Origin of the sequence: Cytobacillus depressus (assembly GCF_008923245.1) — a bacterium.
In the GTDB taxonomy this organism is placed as follows: Bacteria; Bacillota; Bacilli; order Bacillales; family Cytobacillaceae; genus Cytobacillus; species Cytobacillus depressus.
In genome coordinates this window covers 80982-97131 of record NZ_WBOS01000009.1, presented here as the reverse complement: position 1 = coordinate 97131, position 16150 = coordinate 80982, and the positions used below count along the sequence as shown (strand labels likewise).

Genomic DNA, 16150 nt, shown 5'->3' with positions numbered 1-16150 from the left:
TTTACAGCTAAATTCACTCTAATTCTACTGTCACACAAAAAAAATACTATTTAATTAATTCAAAAAATAACGTTATTTGTTTACTGCTCATTAATTAAAAATTAAAAGCTAAAAGAAAACGGGCTCCAAACCAGGTCGGTCACCTTTAAATTTTTTCTGAATATAATACGAAAATAAAATATTATAAGCGAAAGGAACATTCTATGTTGGAACTTAAAGTTAGCAGGTCTTTATTTTCACTTACGGAAGCAAGAATCGTTGAAATTCAGGCAGATATGGGAAGGAATATTGACTTAAGTCAGCTAGAGTTTCAATTTGGAGGAAAGAGTCTGTCTCAGTGGAGAAAATGGACAAGTGGGTCAAATTTCAACGGAGATCCCTTTATTACCATCATCGATAAACCTAAATTTATTGGAGAAACAGGGATTGTCAAAGTCACCTTAAAGTTTGATCTTCTATTTAATAGAGAGAGTCTGTCGGAGAGGTCCATTCGAACACAATATCAAAAGTTTATTGGAAATTATGAATTAGCTATGATTGACCCGCGATCAAAGATTAAGGCTTCTACCACTGTCCGGTTAAACGTCTATGACGAATTCCTCTTTTATCAAGAGTTGAAACCGGAAATTGACCGCATTTTTAAACAAGCTTCCCAAAAAAACAACCGTTATCTTAAATACGACAGTCTAGGAAAATCCGTACAGGGCAGAGACCTTCATTTTGTTATTTTGGCAAAAAATAAGGTTGTTGTTGACAAATATTTAAAAGTTACACTTCCGACAGCATTAGAAAATCCAGAAACTTTAATAAACAAACTAGAGTACGGATTTATAGGTGAGTATCAGATTCCAATTTGGTTTAATAATATTCATCCTGATGAAATTGAAGGACCCGATGCTCAAGTTGAATTATTAAGGAAATTTGCCTTGGAAGATAAGATCACAGTTCATACGGTTAAAAATGGCCGAAAAGAAACAGTCACCCTTAACGTGAATGAAGTTCTAAATGATGTCATTTTTCTATTCATGTTTACAAATAATCCTGATGGAAGAGTCGCAAATACGAGGAGAAATACAAATGGATTTGACTTAAATCGGGACAATCATTTTCAAACTCAACCTGAAACCATTCTTGTGACCCAGGCAATTGCCAAATGGACTCCCCTTTCCTTCTTGGATATGCATGGGTATGTTAGCACATTCTTGATCGAACCAACCACTCCTCCCCACAATCCAAACTATGAATATGATTTGCTTTACAACAATATGATCGGACAGGCTCGTTCCATGGGACAAGCGGGATTAGGTAATTCTGATTTTAGTTCCTATATCATTCCAGCACTTGATTATAAAAACGGATGGGACGACATGTCTGTCGGCTATACACCAATGTATGCCATGCTGCACGGATCGCTTGGTCATACAATCGAAATTCCGGCATTAAGTCAAGATGGTTTTCATGCGATGGTAGGTGTTGGGCTGGGAGCCGTTCTTTTTGTAAAAGAAAATAAAGATCAACTATATAAAAATCAGCTTGAAATCTTTAGGCGAGGTGTAAATGGGATAGATGATCGTGCAGTCGATAAGTATTTGGTTAATGCTTCCGGAAAACCCATTGGAAGATTTAGAAAAGGAAATAACAACTTCTTTCCCGATTATTATGTGATTCCAATTGATGCAAAACAACAAGAAAATAAACTGGAAGCTTATAAAATGGTCCAATATTTATTACGAAATGGTGTTAAGGTCGATAAATTAACAATAAAAACGAAAGTAAATGGTATCATTTATCCAAAAGGGACATTTATAGTGCCTTTGAAACAGGCGAAACGCGGTATAGCTAATGCCATGCTTTATAAAGGGGATGATGTTTCAGACTGGGGAGCCATGTATGATACAACTGTCGTCAATTTCCCAGATCTACGAGGATTTACGGTATTTGAAATCCGTAATGAAGATGCTTTTAATCAAAATGTTATTAGAATTAAGAATACCGGGCTTCCAAAAGGTAAAATAAAAACAAAAGCACTTTACCATGTGTTGACTAATACCGATAATGATACAATTAAACTAGTAAACTATTTTCTAAAAAATGGAGCCTTTGTTGGAAAGGCACTTGAAACAAGAGGAATAATAAATAAAGGCGATTTTATTGTCAAAACAAAAGATTTACAAACTTATGGCGAGAACTTTTTTTTCACTGCTAGATATATATATACTGCTATTCCTGTAAAAACAATGCAATTAAAGCAGCCGAAAGTGGCTGTCACTGGATCCGATCAATTGAAGTTTACAGTTCAGGAGCTTGGTTTCAAAATGGTCAAACAGGCTGATGCCGACGTCATTGTCAGCGATAGTAGCAGCATCATTACTTCGAATTTACCAGGTAAAACATTAGTGGGAATTGGATTAGATGCATTAAAAGCTGTCAAAGATAGAGGATTGCTGCCGGGCTTTAATATCAACTACACAAAAAATGGCCATGACGGCCTAGTCAAAGCAAAAATCAAGAACCATTTGATCACATCTGGCTATCAGACCGATGAGATTCTTTATACAACTTCTGGAATGTGGATTACGACTGTACCCGCAGGAGCCGAAATACTTGCTTCTTTTAGCAATAGTAATGATTTCTTTGTAGCTGGATGGTGGCCTGGACACGAAAAAGCAAAAGGACAAATCCTTGCCTTGACCCACACATTTAAAAAAACAACATTCATCCTTTTTGCCAACGACCTCGCCTCTAGAGCACACACACAGAACAGCTATCGCTTCATAGCCAATTCCATCTTTGATGCATAGGATAAAAGCCTGATTCCTACTGGCCTGGACAAAATTTACAAAGGTGTAAAAAAGCCTTCAACTGTTCATGTCTCCTTTAAGTAAAAAGTAAAGGAATAAAAAAGAGTCCGTAACACAAATTTTGTGAAAGGACTCTTTTGTCAATTGTTTAGCCTAACACTAATCAACAATTGAAATAACAGATGGCTTATTCAGAAAAGGCATTAGATTTGCGACTTCGGCTTGTAATTCTTGCCCTTCAGCCGAGGCTAAAGCTTCAGTCAATTCTTCTGGATTGTTAAATTGAAGGTATTAGGTAGATACTTGAGACGAATATAATCTATACAAAACAAGGAGCAGTAGACAAAGTGCTCCTTGTTTGATTAAGCTGCTTTTAAGATATTGATTATAGATTCCTATCTAATAATATTCCTGCTTGCTCTGCCATGACGTGAGGGGGATAAGGCATTCCATTCTTGAACCACCATTCCACTGACCCAACAATTGCCACTCCAAAAAATTGAACAATAAAATCCTCACTTAATCCGTAATTTTTCCCTTCTGTTACATTCACTTCATTCTTTAGCTCTTTTACGACATACTCAAGGAACCGATTACGAAATAAAGGGACTCCTTTGTTCGTCAACATTGTTGAAAAGAATAAAAAATTACTTTCAAAGTATTCGAACCATATTCGGTTCGCGTTTACAAAATCTATTTCAGATGCTGAATCGCACAAGTCCCGCAGCCTGTTAATATGTTCTTCAATGAGTTTATCTAGTAGATCAAATTTATCCATGTAATGGTGATAAATAGTTCTTCGTCCAACATTTGCCTTATCAGAAATATCCTGTATTGTAATTCGATCGAAATTTTTTTCAGACATCAATTCAATAAAAGCTTTTTTTATTGCTTCTTGGGATTTGAGTATTCTTCTATCCACCATAGACATTGTAAGAGTCACCAAACTTTCTTGAATATAAGTGCACAAGTTTAATCAAATTGTGCATTAAGGCACAAATCGTGGTTATTTGATTATTGAAGATAACCTGTTTTTATTTTAAATTATACACATATGCGCCATATTGCACCAATATGTATTTTTCTGATAACATCAAATTTATATACCTTCGAGATAATAGAAGAAAATTACATGAAAGAAGGGTTAGAAATGTCAAATATAGAAGGACTTACTCCCACATAAAGGATGATTGGGGATTTTGCACCAAAACTTGTTCTTGCAACAAACGTTAGGAAAGGAAGTTTGAAATAATAATGATTTATTTATTCATTTTTTTCGTTGTATTATGTGTTGTCTTTTCATTGTTCATTAACTTACATCCAGCATTCGGCGGGAACCCTAGTAAAGAACAAAAAGAAGTGTATGAGAAGCTAGATAATTATGTCAAAGGTAAATTTGTCAATCAGGTGCCAACAAAGTTGGATATGAGTCTATCTGATTACTTCTCTCTGATGAAGGAGTCTATTACAGGTGGTAAAGATCGCAATCCTGCCGGTCAAGTTTCTGTTTCAGAGATTGATTGGAACAAAATTAAAAGTGAAGAAGATAGTTTAACTTGGTTTGGGCATTCTGCTTTTTTACTCAGTATCGATAACAAAAAGATACTTGTAGACCCCATGCTGGGTAAAGTAGCTTCACCCGTTTCTTTTGCAGGAAGCAAACGCTACAGTGAAGATATGTTGCATATTATTGATAGAATGCCGCCTATTGATGCTGTCTTCATTACCCATGATCATTACGATCACCTAGATTATCCATCTATTCGAAAGCTGAAGGATAAGATCGGTCATTTCTTCGTTCCTTACGGTGTAAGTGCTCACTTGATCCGATGGGGAGTTGAAAAAGAAAAAATTACAGAATTTAATTGGTGGGATGAAACAGAGTTCCTAGGTTTAACGGTTGCATTCACTCCATCCAAACATTTCTCTGGAAGAGGACCTTTTAATCGAGATACGACATTATGGGGTGGTTGGGTCATTCTTGGTAAAGATACCCGTTTCTATACCAGTGGGGATGGTGGTTATGATGCACATTTCAAGGAAATCGGAAAAAAATACGGTCCTTTTGACATCACTTTAATTGAAGGCGGTCAATACGACCGACGTTGGTCTTGGGTTCATATGACACCCGAACAAGCTGTACAGGCCGATTTAGATGTAAATGGGAAGATTATGATGTTAATTCATTGGGGAGCTTTTACGCTTGCTTATCACGGTTGGACAGAACCTATAGAACGCGCATTAATAGAGGCAAAGAAAGCAGAACGGAACCTCATAGCCCCTAAAATTGGTGAAACTGCTCGATTAACTGGAGAGCTATCTGTTCCTGTCTCATCATGGTGGAAAATGTAAATTGAGAAACACAGGGCATAGCTTAGATATGTTGATTTCTCGGTACGCGCAAACTAGAGCGCCTAAAAGTAATCTTGGTGCAGTGGACGTTGAGTTAACTACCGAGGAACTTAGAGATTTGAACGACACACTCTCGAATATAGAGATTTCTGATGATTGATACCCGGCAGATTCAAAATATGCAAATAGAACGGGTAACTAACCGGGAACGATACTTCAGTAACTCGCTAATTCCTCATCTCAAAACAAGATGGGGATTTTTCCATTAAATGGTGATACAGACTGAATTGTTGTTTCAAAACCCCGAGGAAGGTGTCTCACTCGAACAAATCATGGACCGTCTTGGTCATACCGACGATTAGATTACCAAAAATGTGTACCTTCACTTCACGCAAATAATGAAAAAAGAAGCCTCCCAAAAGTTCAGTGAACTTATGAGAAGCCTCGATTATTATCCTCAATGTTAGCAAAATGTTAGCAAACCACTCTCATCTTACCTAGGCACTTATTACATCATGCCGCCCGTAAGCTGAGAGTGTGTAATATCGTTAACTAGAGGTGAAAAAAGCGCGGTAAATCAACGTTTTGATATTGTTGGCTGTAACTTCTTTAACGGCAATTAACCGTTTCTTATGGGATTGCGTTAGCAAAATGTTAGCATCTTTTAAGGTTTCACATCTAAAACTTAAAGATGTTATAGATATAGATGCCGTTATTTCTTATACAGGACATTGGGCAGAAGACTCGAATACCGTCTTAATTAAGTACAAGTATTCCTGGAATTGAAATGATTGGTACTATTGAGGTATTTCAAGTTCAATCAAGTAAATAAAGAAATCAAAGCAGTTATACCTATAGTATTGCTGCTTTGATTTTTTTTATTGGAAAAACATTTCATTTTAAATGCTTTAAACGTATTGACATAGTTTTTCGGTTTATTTATAATTCTAAACGGTAATTTGAAATTAGCTAAGCTTGGCAGAGCATTAGCATAGAGGGATATTTGTTGCAGAAAGTATTAAGACGAACTCTTTAAACTTCAACTGCACTAATATCCTCTTCTTCCTCTGTGGTCTTCGCATAGTCTATCATTATTATAGTTTCATCATTCTCATTATTGATTGTAAAGTTACTATAATCTTTTTTAAGATCTCCTACTCGTACAGTCCGACCGATTTCAAAATCAGTGATATCAATTTCAATATTATCAGGGATATCATTTGCTTTAGCAGTTATATTCAATTCGTGAAGAAATTGTTTCACTATTCCCCCGGCTTTCTCGCCATTCGATGTTCCCTTTAGAATTACATTCACTTTAGTGTCGATTTCAGTGTGCTGATTAACTTGAAGGAAGTCTACATGAACTACTTCTTTTGTTATAGCTTTATTTTGATAATCTCTTAAAATAACGCTTGTTGATTTTCCATCAAGATTAAGAGATATTATGCCATTTCTACCAATAGCTTTTATCACTTTTAGTAAATCTGCGTTTTTAATAGAAATAGATTTTGTATTAATCTCCCTACCATAAACAACTGCAGGAATCTCTCCATTATTTTTCAATTTCCTCAAAGAACCTTTTTTAAAGTCTTTTCTTTCTTGAGCTACTAACGTATTCATTTTACTTCCACCCTTCTTTTTATTTGAATCTTAGACTTTCATTTTTATAGAAATGTCTAAAAATTACCTTACTATTCAAGTATACCTAATCAATTCTATTATTTCATTGAAAAGGCCCATTCAAAATAATTCTTGTTTCTTCATTAAATATTGGACTGGCACAAAGGTTGATAGGCATTTAATGGTTTTTAACAACAGAGCCGCAATTCACATGAAATATATTATAACTTTCCTTTTACAAATTTAAACAAAAAGCAACATTATTAAACAATAAAAACAGTTGATTATCAATATACAATTTATGTGATTTATAATGGAATAAAATCTAGTAACTTTTGTGCTCCTAAAATTACTAGACTTTTCGAGTGGCACAGTACTTTTTAAATAGGAAAAACAACCTAAAAATTTATTCTTCTAAAATAAAGTATTATATTTTCTCAATAAAATTTTTGTAGAGCGGATTTTTAACTGCCCCTGATTTTACGACAAGATATTAAGTACATTCAATTTACAATAAGCTTGTATTAAAATTTCTAGCATTTTGGGGGTGCAGTTTTTGACAAAACAGAAAAAGCAGAAATGGAAAAGGAATTTAGTGGTGATGACTGCCATAACCGGACTAGGGTTCTCTACATTTTATCCAAGCCTAAGTATTCCGGTTGCAGCGGTCGAAGAGCCTGACCTGCCGATTCCAGAGGAAGAATCGGTCTCAATTGTTCAACTTGTAGTACCAAATGATAAGGCAAAGGACAAGCTTCTTGAGCTTGGAATTGACCTTACCCACAGAATCGAAGCACACGACGGAGTCTATGAAGTGGATGCCGTTGTCACACCAACAGAAATTGTCATGTTAAAGACCTTTGGCATCAATGTAAAAGAGACCCTGATCACCGAAAATCAATGGAACACACGCGTGGCTGAGCGACAATCTGCTGTCCAGCTGCAAGCCAGTCTGGCAGCTTCCGAGGATACACTTAAAGTCCTTAGGGCAAACCATTTTAACAATCAATCAGGCACCTTCCTATATCTCGAAGTGAAATCAAGTGCCGGTGCGACTGCTAGCACAGCACTGAAAGCAACTTGGACCGAGAACGGTGAGGAAAAATCTGCTACACTTTCTAGATTGGTAGATTACGGTGAATATTTATATCACTATTTGCTTCTACCAGTTAGCGCCATTCCTTCATCTGTTAAAATTGAAAGTAATCTTGGAGGAACAGCCACGAGCACCATTACTGAATGGTTAGGGAAAGAGCCGAAACATCCAAAAACAGATTATGTTACGGATTTTGTTGACCACTATATGGCACCAAATGAATTATATGAACGTGCCGAAAAACTTGCAAAAGAATTCCCGAACTTGGTAGAAATCATTGATATGCCAAATAAAACAAATGGTTACAGACGTCTTGCCCAAGCAACTATCGGCGGCACGACGAATCTCGCAGTTGTTGTTTCCTCAAAAGCATGGGGGCATGAAGGCGGGAATGATGTATCGGTAGAATTCAAGAATCCGGGAACCAATAATGCACCAATAAAAGTGACTGTAGATGGTACCAAGATATTAGTAGATTTAGCTACTGATTCGTCAGGAAAGGCGACAAGTACTGCAGCACAAGTGGTTAAAGCACTGAATGAGAATGCTAGCCAACTTGTAACTGCGACTACATACCGCGGTAATACTGGTGCTGGTGTTGTCCCACCAACTACAAATGCTGTGATATTAACTGACGGCTTAAAAGCAGGGGAAGACGTTTCCCGTGATCCTTTTACAGTAAAAGCGATCCGGATCGGCAAGCATCGTGACGGTTCTAAACCAGGTGTTCTTGGATATGCTCAGGAGCATGCCCGTGAATGGGTGACCCCACTCGTAACAATCGAAACGGCGGAAAGACTACTGCGAAACTATAGTCAAGATAGTGAGACAAGAAAGCTTGTCGATAATCTTGATATATTCCTTGTACCTTCAGTAAACCCTGATGGTGCCAATTACAGCTTCAATGATTACAATATGCAGCGGAAGAATATGACCAATCACTGTGGTCCCACTGCCTCTGACCCTGGGTACCGCAATAATTGGGGAGTTGACCTTAACCGCAACCATTCTGTTGGTTCCGTTTTTGATGGTTATATTGGCGGAGGTACAAGTTGCACGGGAGAAACTTACGCTGGACCAGCTGAAAACTCTGAGCCTGAAGCAAGAAACCTTGTCTGGCTTGCTGACAAAAACCCAAATATTAAGTTTGCAATGAATATTCATAGTTATGGCGGCTACTTCATGTGGTCCCCTGGTGCTTACGATTCAAAACGTACAACACTGCCACGCCCATCAGCTGGTGAAGAAGCGTTTTACTGGGCAGCTTCTAATAACATCTTAAATGATATTCAAGACCACCGCGGAACGGTCATTCTACCTAGCCGTACAGGTCCAATTCCTGACGTACTATACTCTGCTGCAGGTAACTCTGCGGACTACCTATGGTATGAAAAGGGGATTTATGCCTGGAACTTCGAAGTAGGGGCAGATTTATGGAATAAGGATACAAAAAGATGGCAGGCAGTTGGATTCCAGCCAGCCTTTGTAGAAGGTCATGAAGAAGCAATGGAATTTGCCAATGGATTGATTGGCTTAATTAAAGTAGCCTACAACAGTTCAAAAGACCATCAGCCGCCTTCCTCAAAAGCTACACCTGGAAACGGTAAATACACAGGTCCGGTTGAAGTTAAGATTGAAACAAGTGAGCCAGCCACCATTTATTATACGCTTGACGGCAGCCGCCCTACCTTCCAATCAGCTAAAATTAATTTAAGCGGCACCCGCGAATTTGCAGAAACATTAAAAATTGAAAAGACAACAACCATCAATTATTTCGCCGTGGACGCCGCAGGAAACATTGAGAAAAACTACAATCCACTTGGTAATGGGAAAAACTATAATTCTGTAACGCTTACAATAAACTAACGGTTTGCAAGGGGTTGGCCTTACGGGGTCAACTCCTTTTTCATTTTCCAATTTTCTAAAATAATGCAATAACATATATCTTTTGGGCAATTCGCCTAGGACTGGCTTAAACATATGGGCGCAATGGCGTCAAGATTAGTAGCGTAAGAGCTCGAGAAAAGGAAATGAAGCATTTTATTAATGTATGGGGGCCGTATGCTATAAGCCGCATAACTAAGAAAATGTATGAGGAAAGGATCCTGAAATTAAACGAGAAATACAGCTAAAATAAATGGCACGGGAAAATCAACATTATTAAATATTACAACCTGCTCACAATCATTCAGTAGTACTAGTCATAATACGACAAAACCTCCCATTGAAGACGTTTAAACTATGACTATATAATTAACTTGATTGTTAAATAGGGAGGGGAACGATTTTGAAAAAGGGTACGAAGATTGTAGGTACAACAATTCTTATTGGAAGTTTATTGGCAGCTTCACACTCTGCTTTTGCAGAGACAAGGGACAATCCATCCCAACAAGCCTTTGACAACAAGGTTGTAAAACGCATTGATGTCGATCGTATTTATGAAAATGTTTCTTATTTGGCAGAGACCATCGGCCCGCGTGTAGCCGGCACAGCAAAGGAAGACCAAACGGTAGAGTACATAGCAAATCAATTTAAGCAATATGGCTTCAATAATGTGGAGATCCAGCCATTTAAAATTGTATCCAGCTACAACAGACCAACGACAGCCTCTTTTTCTGTAAATGGAACGAGTTATCAGGTAACGGCTTTTGGTTACTCGCAAAATACACCATCCGGCGGAATGAGCAGTGAGTTGGTATATGTTGGACTTGGAAGTGAAGCTGAAGTGGCTGGAAAAGATGTATCCCGAAAAATTGCTTTGGTTCATCGAGGCGGAGGAATTCCCTTTGCAACAAAAATGTCAAATGCCAAAAATGCCGGGGCAAGCGGAGTCATTATTATCAACGATGTGGCAGGATTACCCACGTCAAACCTTGCAGCTGATGAATCGAATCTTCCAACCTTATTCATGACCAAAGCAGAGGGGGACGCATTAGTTTCTACTTTGGGACAAACAGCTCTTACCGGCACAATGCGAATTGAAGGTGCGAAGTTTACCATGGCAACCTCCTATAATGTCATTGCCACCAAAAAACCGCAAGCCAATAATGATACAAAGCAAATTATCATGGTTGGAGCTCATCATGATTCCGTTGCAGTTGGTACAGGCGCGAGTGACAACGCATCAGGAACGTCTGTTTTATTGGAGTTAGCTAGAGTACTGGCAAACACCCCTACTGATACCGAAATTCGTTTTATTACGTTTGGTGCAGAAGAAAGAGGTTTGCTAGGATCCTATCATTATACTAAGCAGCTTTCCAAGGATGAAATTAACCGTACGGTTGCAATGTTTAATATGGACATGGTAGGAAGCAAAAATGCCGGGGAATTTGCAATGTTTACAGTAGATGGCAAGCCGAACACCGTCACAACTTTAGGAAATTCGGCCGGAACTCGATTGTATGAAGCGATTTCGTATAACCAAGTCGGAAGGAGTGACCACCAGCCATTCACAGAGGTTGGCATTCCGGCAGCTGTCTTTTCGTATGCTCCCCTAGAACCAGAATACCATTCTCCTAATGATAAAATTGAATTAATAAGCAAAGAAAAACTATTAAAAACAGCTCAAGTACTAGGCGCGGCCATCTATCAGGCAGCCCGTCCTGATACACCGGCTTTAGAACGTTCTAAGGTAGCCCCTATACCTATAGAAGCTAAGTTTGATGGGGATCTACACCTTTAATATCTAATTGGAAGCTGTTGCGAACATTTGTAGCAACAGCTTCATTCATTTTCAATTGCATTTTGTTTTAAGTAACGCCGACTCTTTATGGAAGGTAAATCGAAACCGCGTGTCCATTAACAACATTGTTTAACAAAGCCATTTCATTAAAAAATGCTGATCCCCGCTCCATTTATATGCTAACGAGTCTGGGATCAGGACCAATTTATTCAGTGTCCTAGAATCTTTCTTCTAGCTCTTTTTGATATTGTGCAGCGGATAATAATTTCAATCCTCTTAGCGTCGCCATTTGTTCATCGAGCATCGCTAATGCCTCATCTTTTCTGCCAAGACGGACTTTTTCCTCCATCTCAAGCCACGAAATATAGATTGGATCTTTAAGATGAGATTTGAATTTCTTATATGCCTCTTCATCCTTTTCTTCAAGCGCAATTGCCGCACTATAGTACCATTTATATACGGAATTCCTTAACTGTGGAAGGAGTGCTTTCGCATCCGTGAACCTCTCCTGCTTTACTAACAGCATAATCTTATCGATATTTTTTAGTTGCTTTGAACGAATTCGTTCAATCGACTTTTCAGCGACTTGCATATCCCCATTGAACATATGGTAAATAAATTGATAATGTGATTGTTTCGACTTTCTTAAAAACCTCATGATCTTTTTGAGATCTTTTTCGAACAGAATCGGATAGAATAAAATATAAAGAATGACAAATACGAACAGAATAAAAACGATATTAACAATCCATTGGGGAGCACCAACGAACCCCATTAATAGAGCTATAAAAAACAAAAGGATATACAGCCAGATTATTTTAATCAAATGAAATCCTCCCTAACATTGCTGAACATATCTACTTATAAATAATCGGGCTTTTTCAACGAGCCTCTCTTATTGTATATTGTTATACTCCAATATTAAAGTTTAATATAGTATTTTTATAATTAATCCATTAAGCATCCTATAAAATTAAACAAAAGAAAAATAGCCTTCCCGAAAAGAGAAGACTATTTTTCTTTTGTTTCGACCTTATTATAAAAATGTCTCTGTTTAGTAACCTAATTTCCTTTATTAATGTGTTTTACATTTATCGTAAAGGCCTTTTTCTTTCAGTACTTTAATCAATGTTTTACCCATGACTGATGGTGTAGGAGCAACTTCAATTCCACATTCGTTCATGACGCGGATTTTCTCATCTGCCGTACCTTTACCGCCTGAAATGATCGCACCTGCGTGGCCCATACGTTTTCCTGGAGGAGCAGTTTGTCCACCAATAAATCCGACTACAGGCTTCGTCATATTCGCTTTCACCCATTCAGCGGCTTCTTCTTCAGCTGTACCGCCAATCTCCCCTATCATAATAACCGCATATGTTTCAGGGTCTTCATTAAATGCTTTTAACACATCGATGAAGTTTGTTCCATTAACAGGATCGCCCCCGATACCAACAGCAGTAGTTTGGCCAATACCAGCTGTCGTTAATTGGTGTACTGCTTCATAGGTTAGCGTTCCAGAACGTGAAACAACTCCCACATGACCTTTCTTATGAATATAACCTGGCATTATACCAATCTTACATTCGTCTGCTGTGATGACACCTGGGCAGTTCGGTCCTATTAGGCGAGTTTTCTTGCCCTCCATATAGCGTTTTACCTTCACCATATCTAGTACAGGAATATGCTCTGTGATACAGATTGTAAGTTCAAGTTCTGCATCAACCGCTTCTAAAATCGCATCCGCGGCAAATGGAGCTGGAACATAAATTACTGAAGCTGTTGCCCCAGTAGACTTTACAGCATCCTCAACCGTATTGAAAACAGGTACACCTTCGACTTCTGTTCCTCCTTTTCCAGGAGTGACACCACCAACAATCTGTGTACCATATTCAAGCATTTGTTTCGTATGAAAGAGGGCTGTTGCCCCTGTAATTCCTTGTACGATTACTTTAGTATCTTTATTAATAAATACGCTCATTATGATTCCTCCTTTACTTTTTCGCCTAACCAACTAATGAAACAATTTTTTGTGCACCGTCAGCCATAGAATCTGCTGCAATAATATCAATATCTGATTCAGCAAGAATTTTCTTGCCTAAATCAACATTTGTTCCTTCTAAACGAACAACTAAAGGCACCTTTAAGCCTACTTGTTTTGCGGCTTCTACAACGCCTGTTGCGATGACATCACATTTCATGATTCCGCCAAAGATATTCACAAAGATTCCTTTAACGCTTTCATCAGACAGAATAATTTTGAAGGCTTCTGTTACTTTCTCAGCTGTTGCACCGCCACCAACATCAAGGAAGTTAGCGGGATCGCCGCCATAGTGCTTAACGATATCCATTGTCGCCATCGCAAGTCCCGCACCATTCACCATGCACCCAATATTTCCATCTAATGAAATATAGCTTAAGTCATACTTGGAAGCTTCAATTTCTTTCGGATCTTCTTCATCTAAGTCACGTAATTCAATAATATCTTTCTGACGATAGAGAGCATTAGAGTCAAAGTTTAATTTTGCATCTAAGGCAATAACTTTACCGTCGCCAGTAATGACTAGCGGATTAATTTCTGCAATAGAGCAGTCCTTCTCGATATAAGCTTGATATAAGCCCATCATAAATTTAACAGCCTGTCCAACTAGTTTGTTTGGAATATTAATATTAAAAGCTATTCGACGAGCCTGAAAAGGAGTTAAGCCAACAACTGGATCGATTTCTTCCTTAAAAATCTTCTCAGGTGTTTTTTCAGCTACTTCCTCAATTTCTGTTCCACCCTCTTCAGAAGCCATAAGAACGACGCGTGAAGTGGCACGGTCCAATACTAGGCCAACATAGTACTCTTTTTGAATATCACAGCCTTCTTCAATGAGAAGACGCTTGACTTCTTTCCCTTCTGGCCCTGTTTGATGTGTAACAAGTGTTTTTCCTAAAATCTCGGTCGCATACAAACGTACTTCTTCTAAATTTTTAGCAACCTTTACACCGCCAGCCTTACCACGGCCACCTGCATGAATTTGTGCTTTCACCACACATACTTCAGTACCTAGTTCTTTTGCTGCTTCAACTGCCTCTTCAACTGTAAAAGCAACTCTTCCGTTCGGAACCATAACTCCATATTGTCTAAGGACTTCTTTTCCTTGATACTCATGAATATTCATATTACTCCTCCTCTAATTTAGAAAGTCTTATATTTATACTTGGAAGCTATTCCAATTGTCGGATAATAGCTTCCTAATTTTCCTATTATCAAAAAACATAGGGTGGGAATCAGAACGCGATCCTGATGCCCGTTTCACCAAAAGAATCGTAGAGTGGGAATTAGAATCCAATCCTCATGCCCTTTTTACCCTTCTAATAGTAATTTTTCAGGGTCTTCGAGAAGCTGCTTCACTTTTACTAGAAAGCCGACTGCTTCTTTTCCATCAACAATGCGATGGTCATAAGAAAGAGCGATATACATCATCGGTCTATTCTCAATTGTTTCATTATCTATTGCAACAGGTCGGTTTTGGATTGAATGCATGCCCAAAATTCCAACTTGTGGCGCATTTAATATTGGTGTAGATAATAATGAACCAAATGTGCCCCCATTTGTGATTGTAAACGTTCCACCTTGCATATCCGCTAATGTAAGCTTAGAATCTCTCGCTTTCTTTGCTAAATCACCAATTCCCTTTTCAATCTCAGCAAAGTTTAAACGATCGGCATCTCTTACAACAGGAACGACTAATCCTCCGTCAGTAGAAACAGCGACACCAATATCATAGAAGTTTTTCTTGACAATTTCATCGCCATCAATTTCTGCATTCAGTAAAGGATAGGCTTTTAACGCACCAACAACTGCTTTCGTAAAGAAGGACATGAATCCTAATTTCACATCATATTGTTTTAAGAAATCATCTTTTCTTTTCTTTCTTAAATTCATAATGGCAGTCATATCGATCTCATTAAATGTTGTTAACATCGCCGCGGTATGTTGGACTTCTACAAGTCGCTTAGCAATCGTTTGGCGTCTGCGAGACATTTTAATTCTCTCGACTGGTTTACTATCTGAAATAGTCGGCTGTTGTACTGCAGGTGTAGCTGCTGGAGCTGGTTTTGCTGCAGGCGCTTGTTTTACCGGCTCATAATTAGATACATCCTGTTTACGCACTCTGCCTAATGGATCAGCTGAAGCAACTTGATTTAAATCAATGCCGTGCTCTCTCGCATATTTTCTTGCAGCAGGAGAAGCAATTACATCACTTGATGCAGCAGGTGTTGGCTCTGATTTTTCTTCGGATACCTCCTTTGATTCACTTTGACCGCTTTCAGAAGGTGAAGGAGTGCTGCTCTGGCTGCCTTCGCCAACAATCGCAACCGTTTCCCCTACATTTACAGTGTCACCTTCTTCTTTCAATTTTTCTTGCAATACCCCATCGTACTCAGAAATAATCTCTACATTTACTTTGTCTGTTTCAAGCTCTAGTATATAATCACCTTTTGCTATCGTTTCACCAGGCTGCTTTAGCCATTGTGCAATGGTACCCTCTGTAATCGATTCTGCTAATTCAGGAATTTTGATCTCTGACATTTTTCTGCACATCCCCTTTT

The 16150-nt window shown here is 38.3% G+C and carries 10 protein-coding genes; 4 read left to right on the top strand and 6 right to left on the bottom strand.

Going from position 1 to position 16150, the window contains the following annotated elements:
- Nucleotides 1-203 precede the first annotated feature (203 nt).
- Nucleotides 204-2801, top strand: coding sequence for a M14 family metallopeptidase (locus F7731_RS17085; RefSeq protein ID WP_151536018.1), 2598 nt, complete (start codon nt 204-206; stop codon nt 2799-2801).
- Between the two features lie 385 nt (nt 2802-3186).
- Here F7731_RS17085 and F7731_RS17080 read toward each other — a convergent pair whose 3' ends face one another.
- Nucleotides 3187-3732 (bottom strand): TetR/AcrR family transcriptional regulator, encoded by a 546-nt coding sequence (locus F7731_RS17080; RefSeq protein ID WP_151536017.1) that lies wholly within the window; start codon nt 3730-3732, stop codon nt 3187-3189.
- A gap of 323 nt (nt 3733-4055) precedes the next feature.
- Between F7731_RS17080 and F7731_RS17075 the strand changes: the two genes are divergently transcribed.
- Nucleotides 4056-5153, top strand: coding sequence for an MBL fold metallo-hydrolase (locus F7731_RS17075; protein WP_151536016.1), 1098 nt, complete (start codon nt 4056-4058; stop codon nt 5151-5153).
- Between the two features lie 1032 nt (nt 5154-6185).
- Here F7731_RS17075 and F7731_RS17065 read toward each other — a convergent pair.
- Nucleotides 6186-6773, bottom strand: a complete 588-nt coding sequence (locus F7731_RS17065) for a 50S ribosomal protein L25 (RefSeq protein WP_151536015.1) — start codon at nt 6771-6773, stop codon at nt 6186-6188.
- A gap of 556 nt (nt 6774-7329) precedes the next feature.
- On the opposite strand from F7731_RS17065, the gene F7731_RS17060 reads away from it, so the two are divergent.
- Complete coding sequence (locus F7731_RS17060; RefSeq protein WP_151536014.1) at nt 7330-9735, top strand: M14 family metallopeptidase; 2406 nt, start codon at nt 7330-7332, stop codon at nt 9733-9735.
- Nucleotides 9736-10156: 421 nt separating this feature from the next.
- Entirely contained in the window at nt 10157-11551 is a 1395-nt protein-coding gene (locus F7731_RS17055; RefSeq protein WP_246197259.1) for a DUF4910 domain-containing protein, read from the top strand.
- Between the two features lie 217 nt (nt 11552-11768).
- On the opposite strand, the gene F7731_RS17050 is transcribed toward F7731_RS17055, so the two are convergent.
- The 4 genes from F7731_RS17050 to odhB all read right to left on the bottom strand — a co-directional run bounded on the left by F7731_RS17050 (nt 11769) and on the right by odhB (nt 16130).
- The gene (locus tag F7731_RS17050) at nt 11769-12377 is read right to left on the bottom strand and encodes a hypothetical protein (RefSeq protein ID WP_151536013.1); all 609 of its coding nucleotides are present in this window, start codon (nt 12375-12377) and stop codon (nt 11769-11771) included.
- Nucleotides 12378-12626: 249 nt separating this feature from the next.
- Complete coding sequence (gene sucD, locus F7731_RS17045) at nt 12627-13529, bottom strand: succinate--CoA ligase subunit alpha (RefSeq protein WP_151536012.1); 903 nt, start codon at nt 13527-13529, stop codon at nt 12627-12629.
- Nucleotides 13530-13554: 25 nt separating this feature from the next.
- Nucleotides 13555-14715, bottom strand: a complete 1161-nt coding sequence (gene sucC, locus F7731_RS17040; RefSeq protein ID WP_151536011.1) for an ADP-forming succinate--CoA ligase subunit beta — start codon at nt 14713-14715, stop codon at nt 13555-13557.
- 185 nt (nt 14716-14900) lie between these two features.
- On the bottom strand, nt 14901-16130 hold the full coding sequence (odhB, locus tag F7731_RS17035) for a 2-oxoglutarate dehydrogenase complex dihydrolipoyllysine-residue succinyltransferase (protein WP_151536010.1): 1230 nt from the start codon (nt 16128-16130) through the stop codon (nt 14901-14903).
- Nucleotides 16131-16150 lie beyond the last annotated feature (20 nt).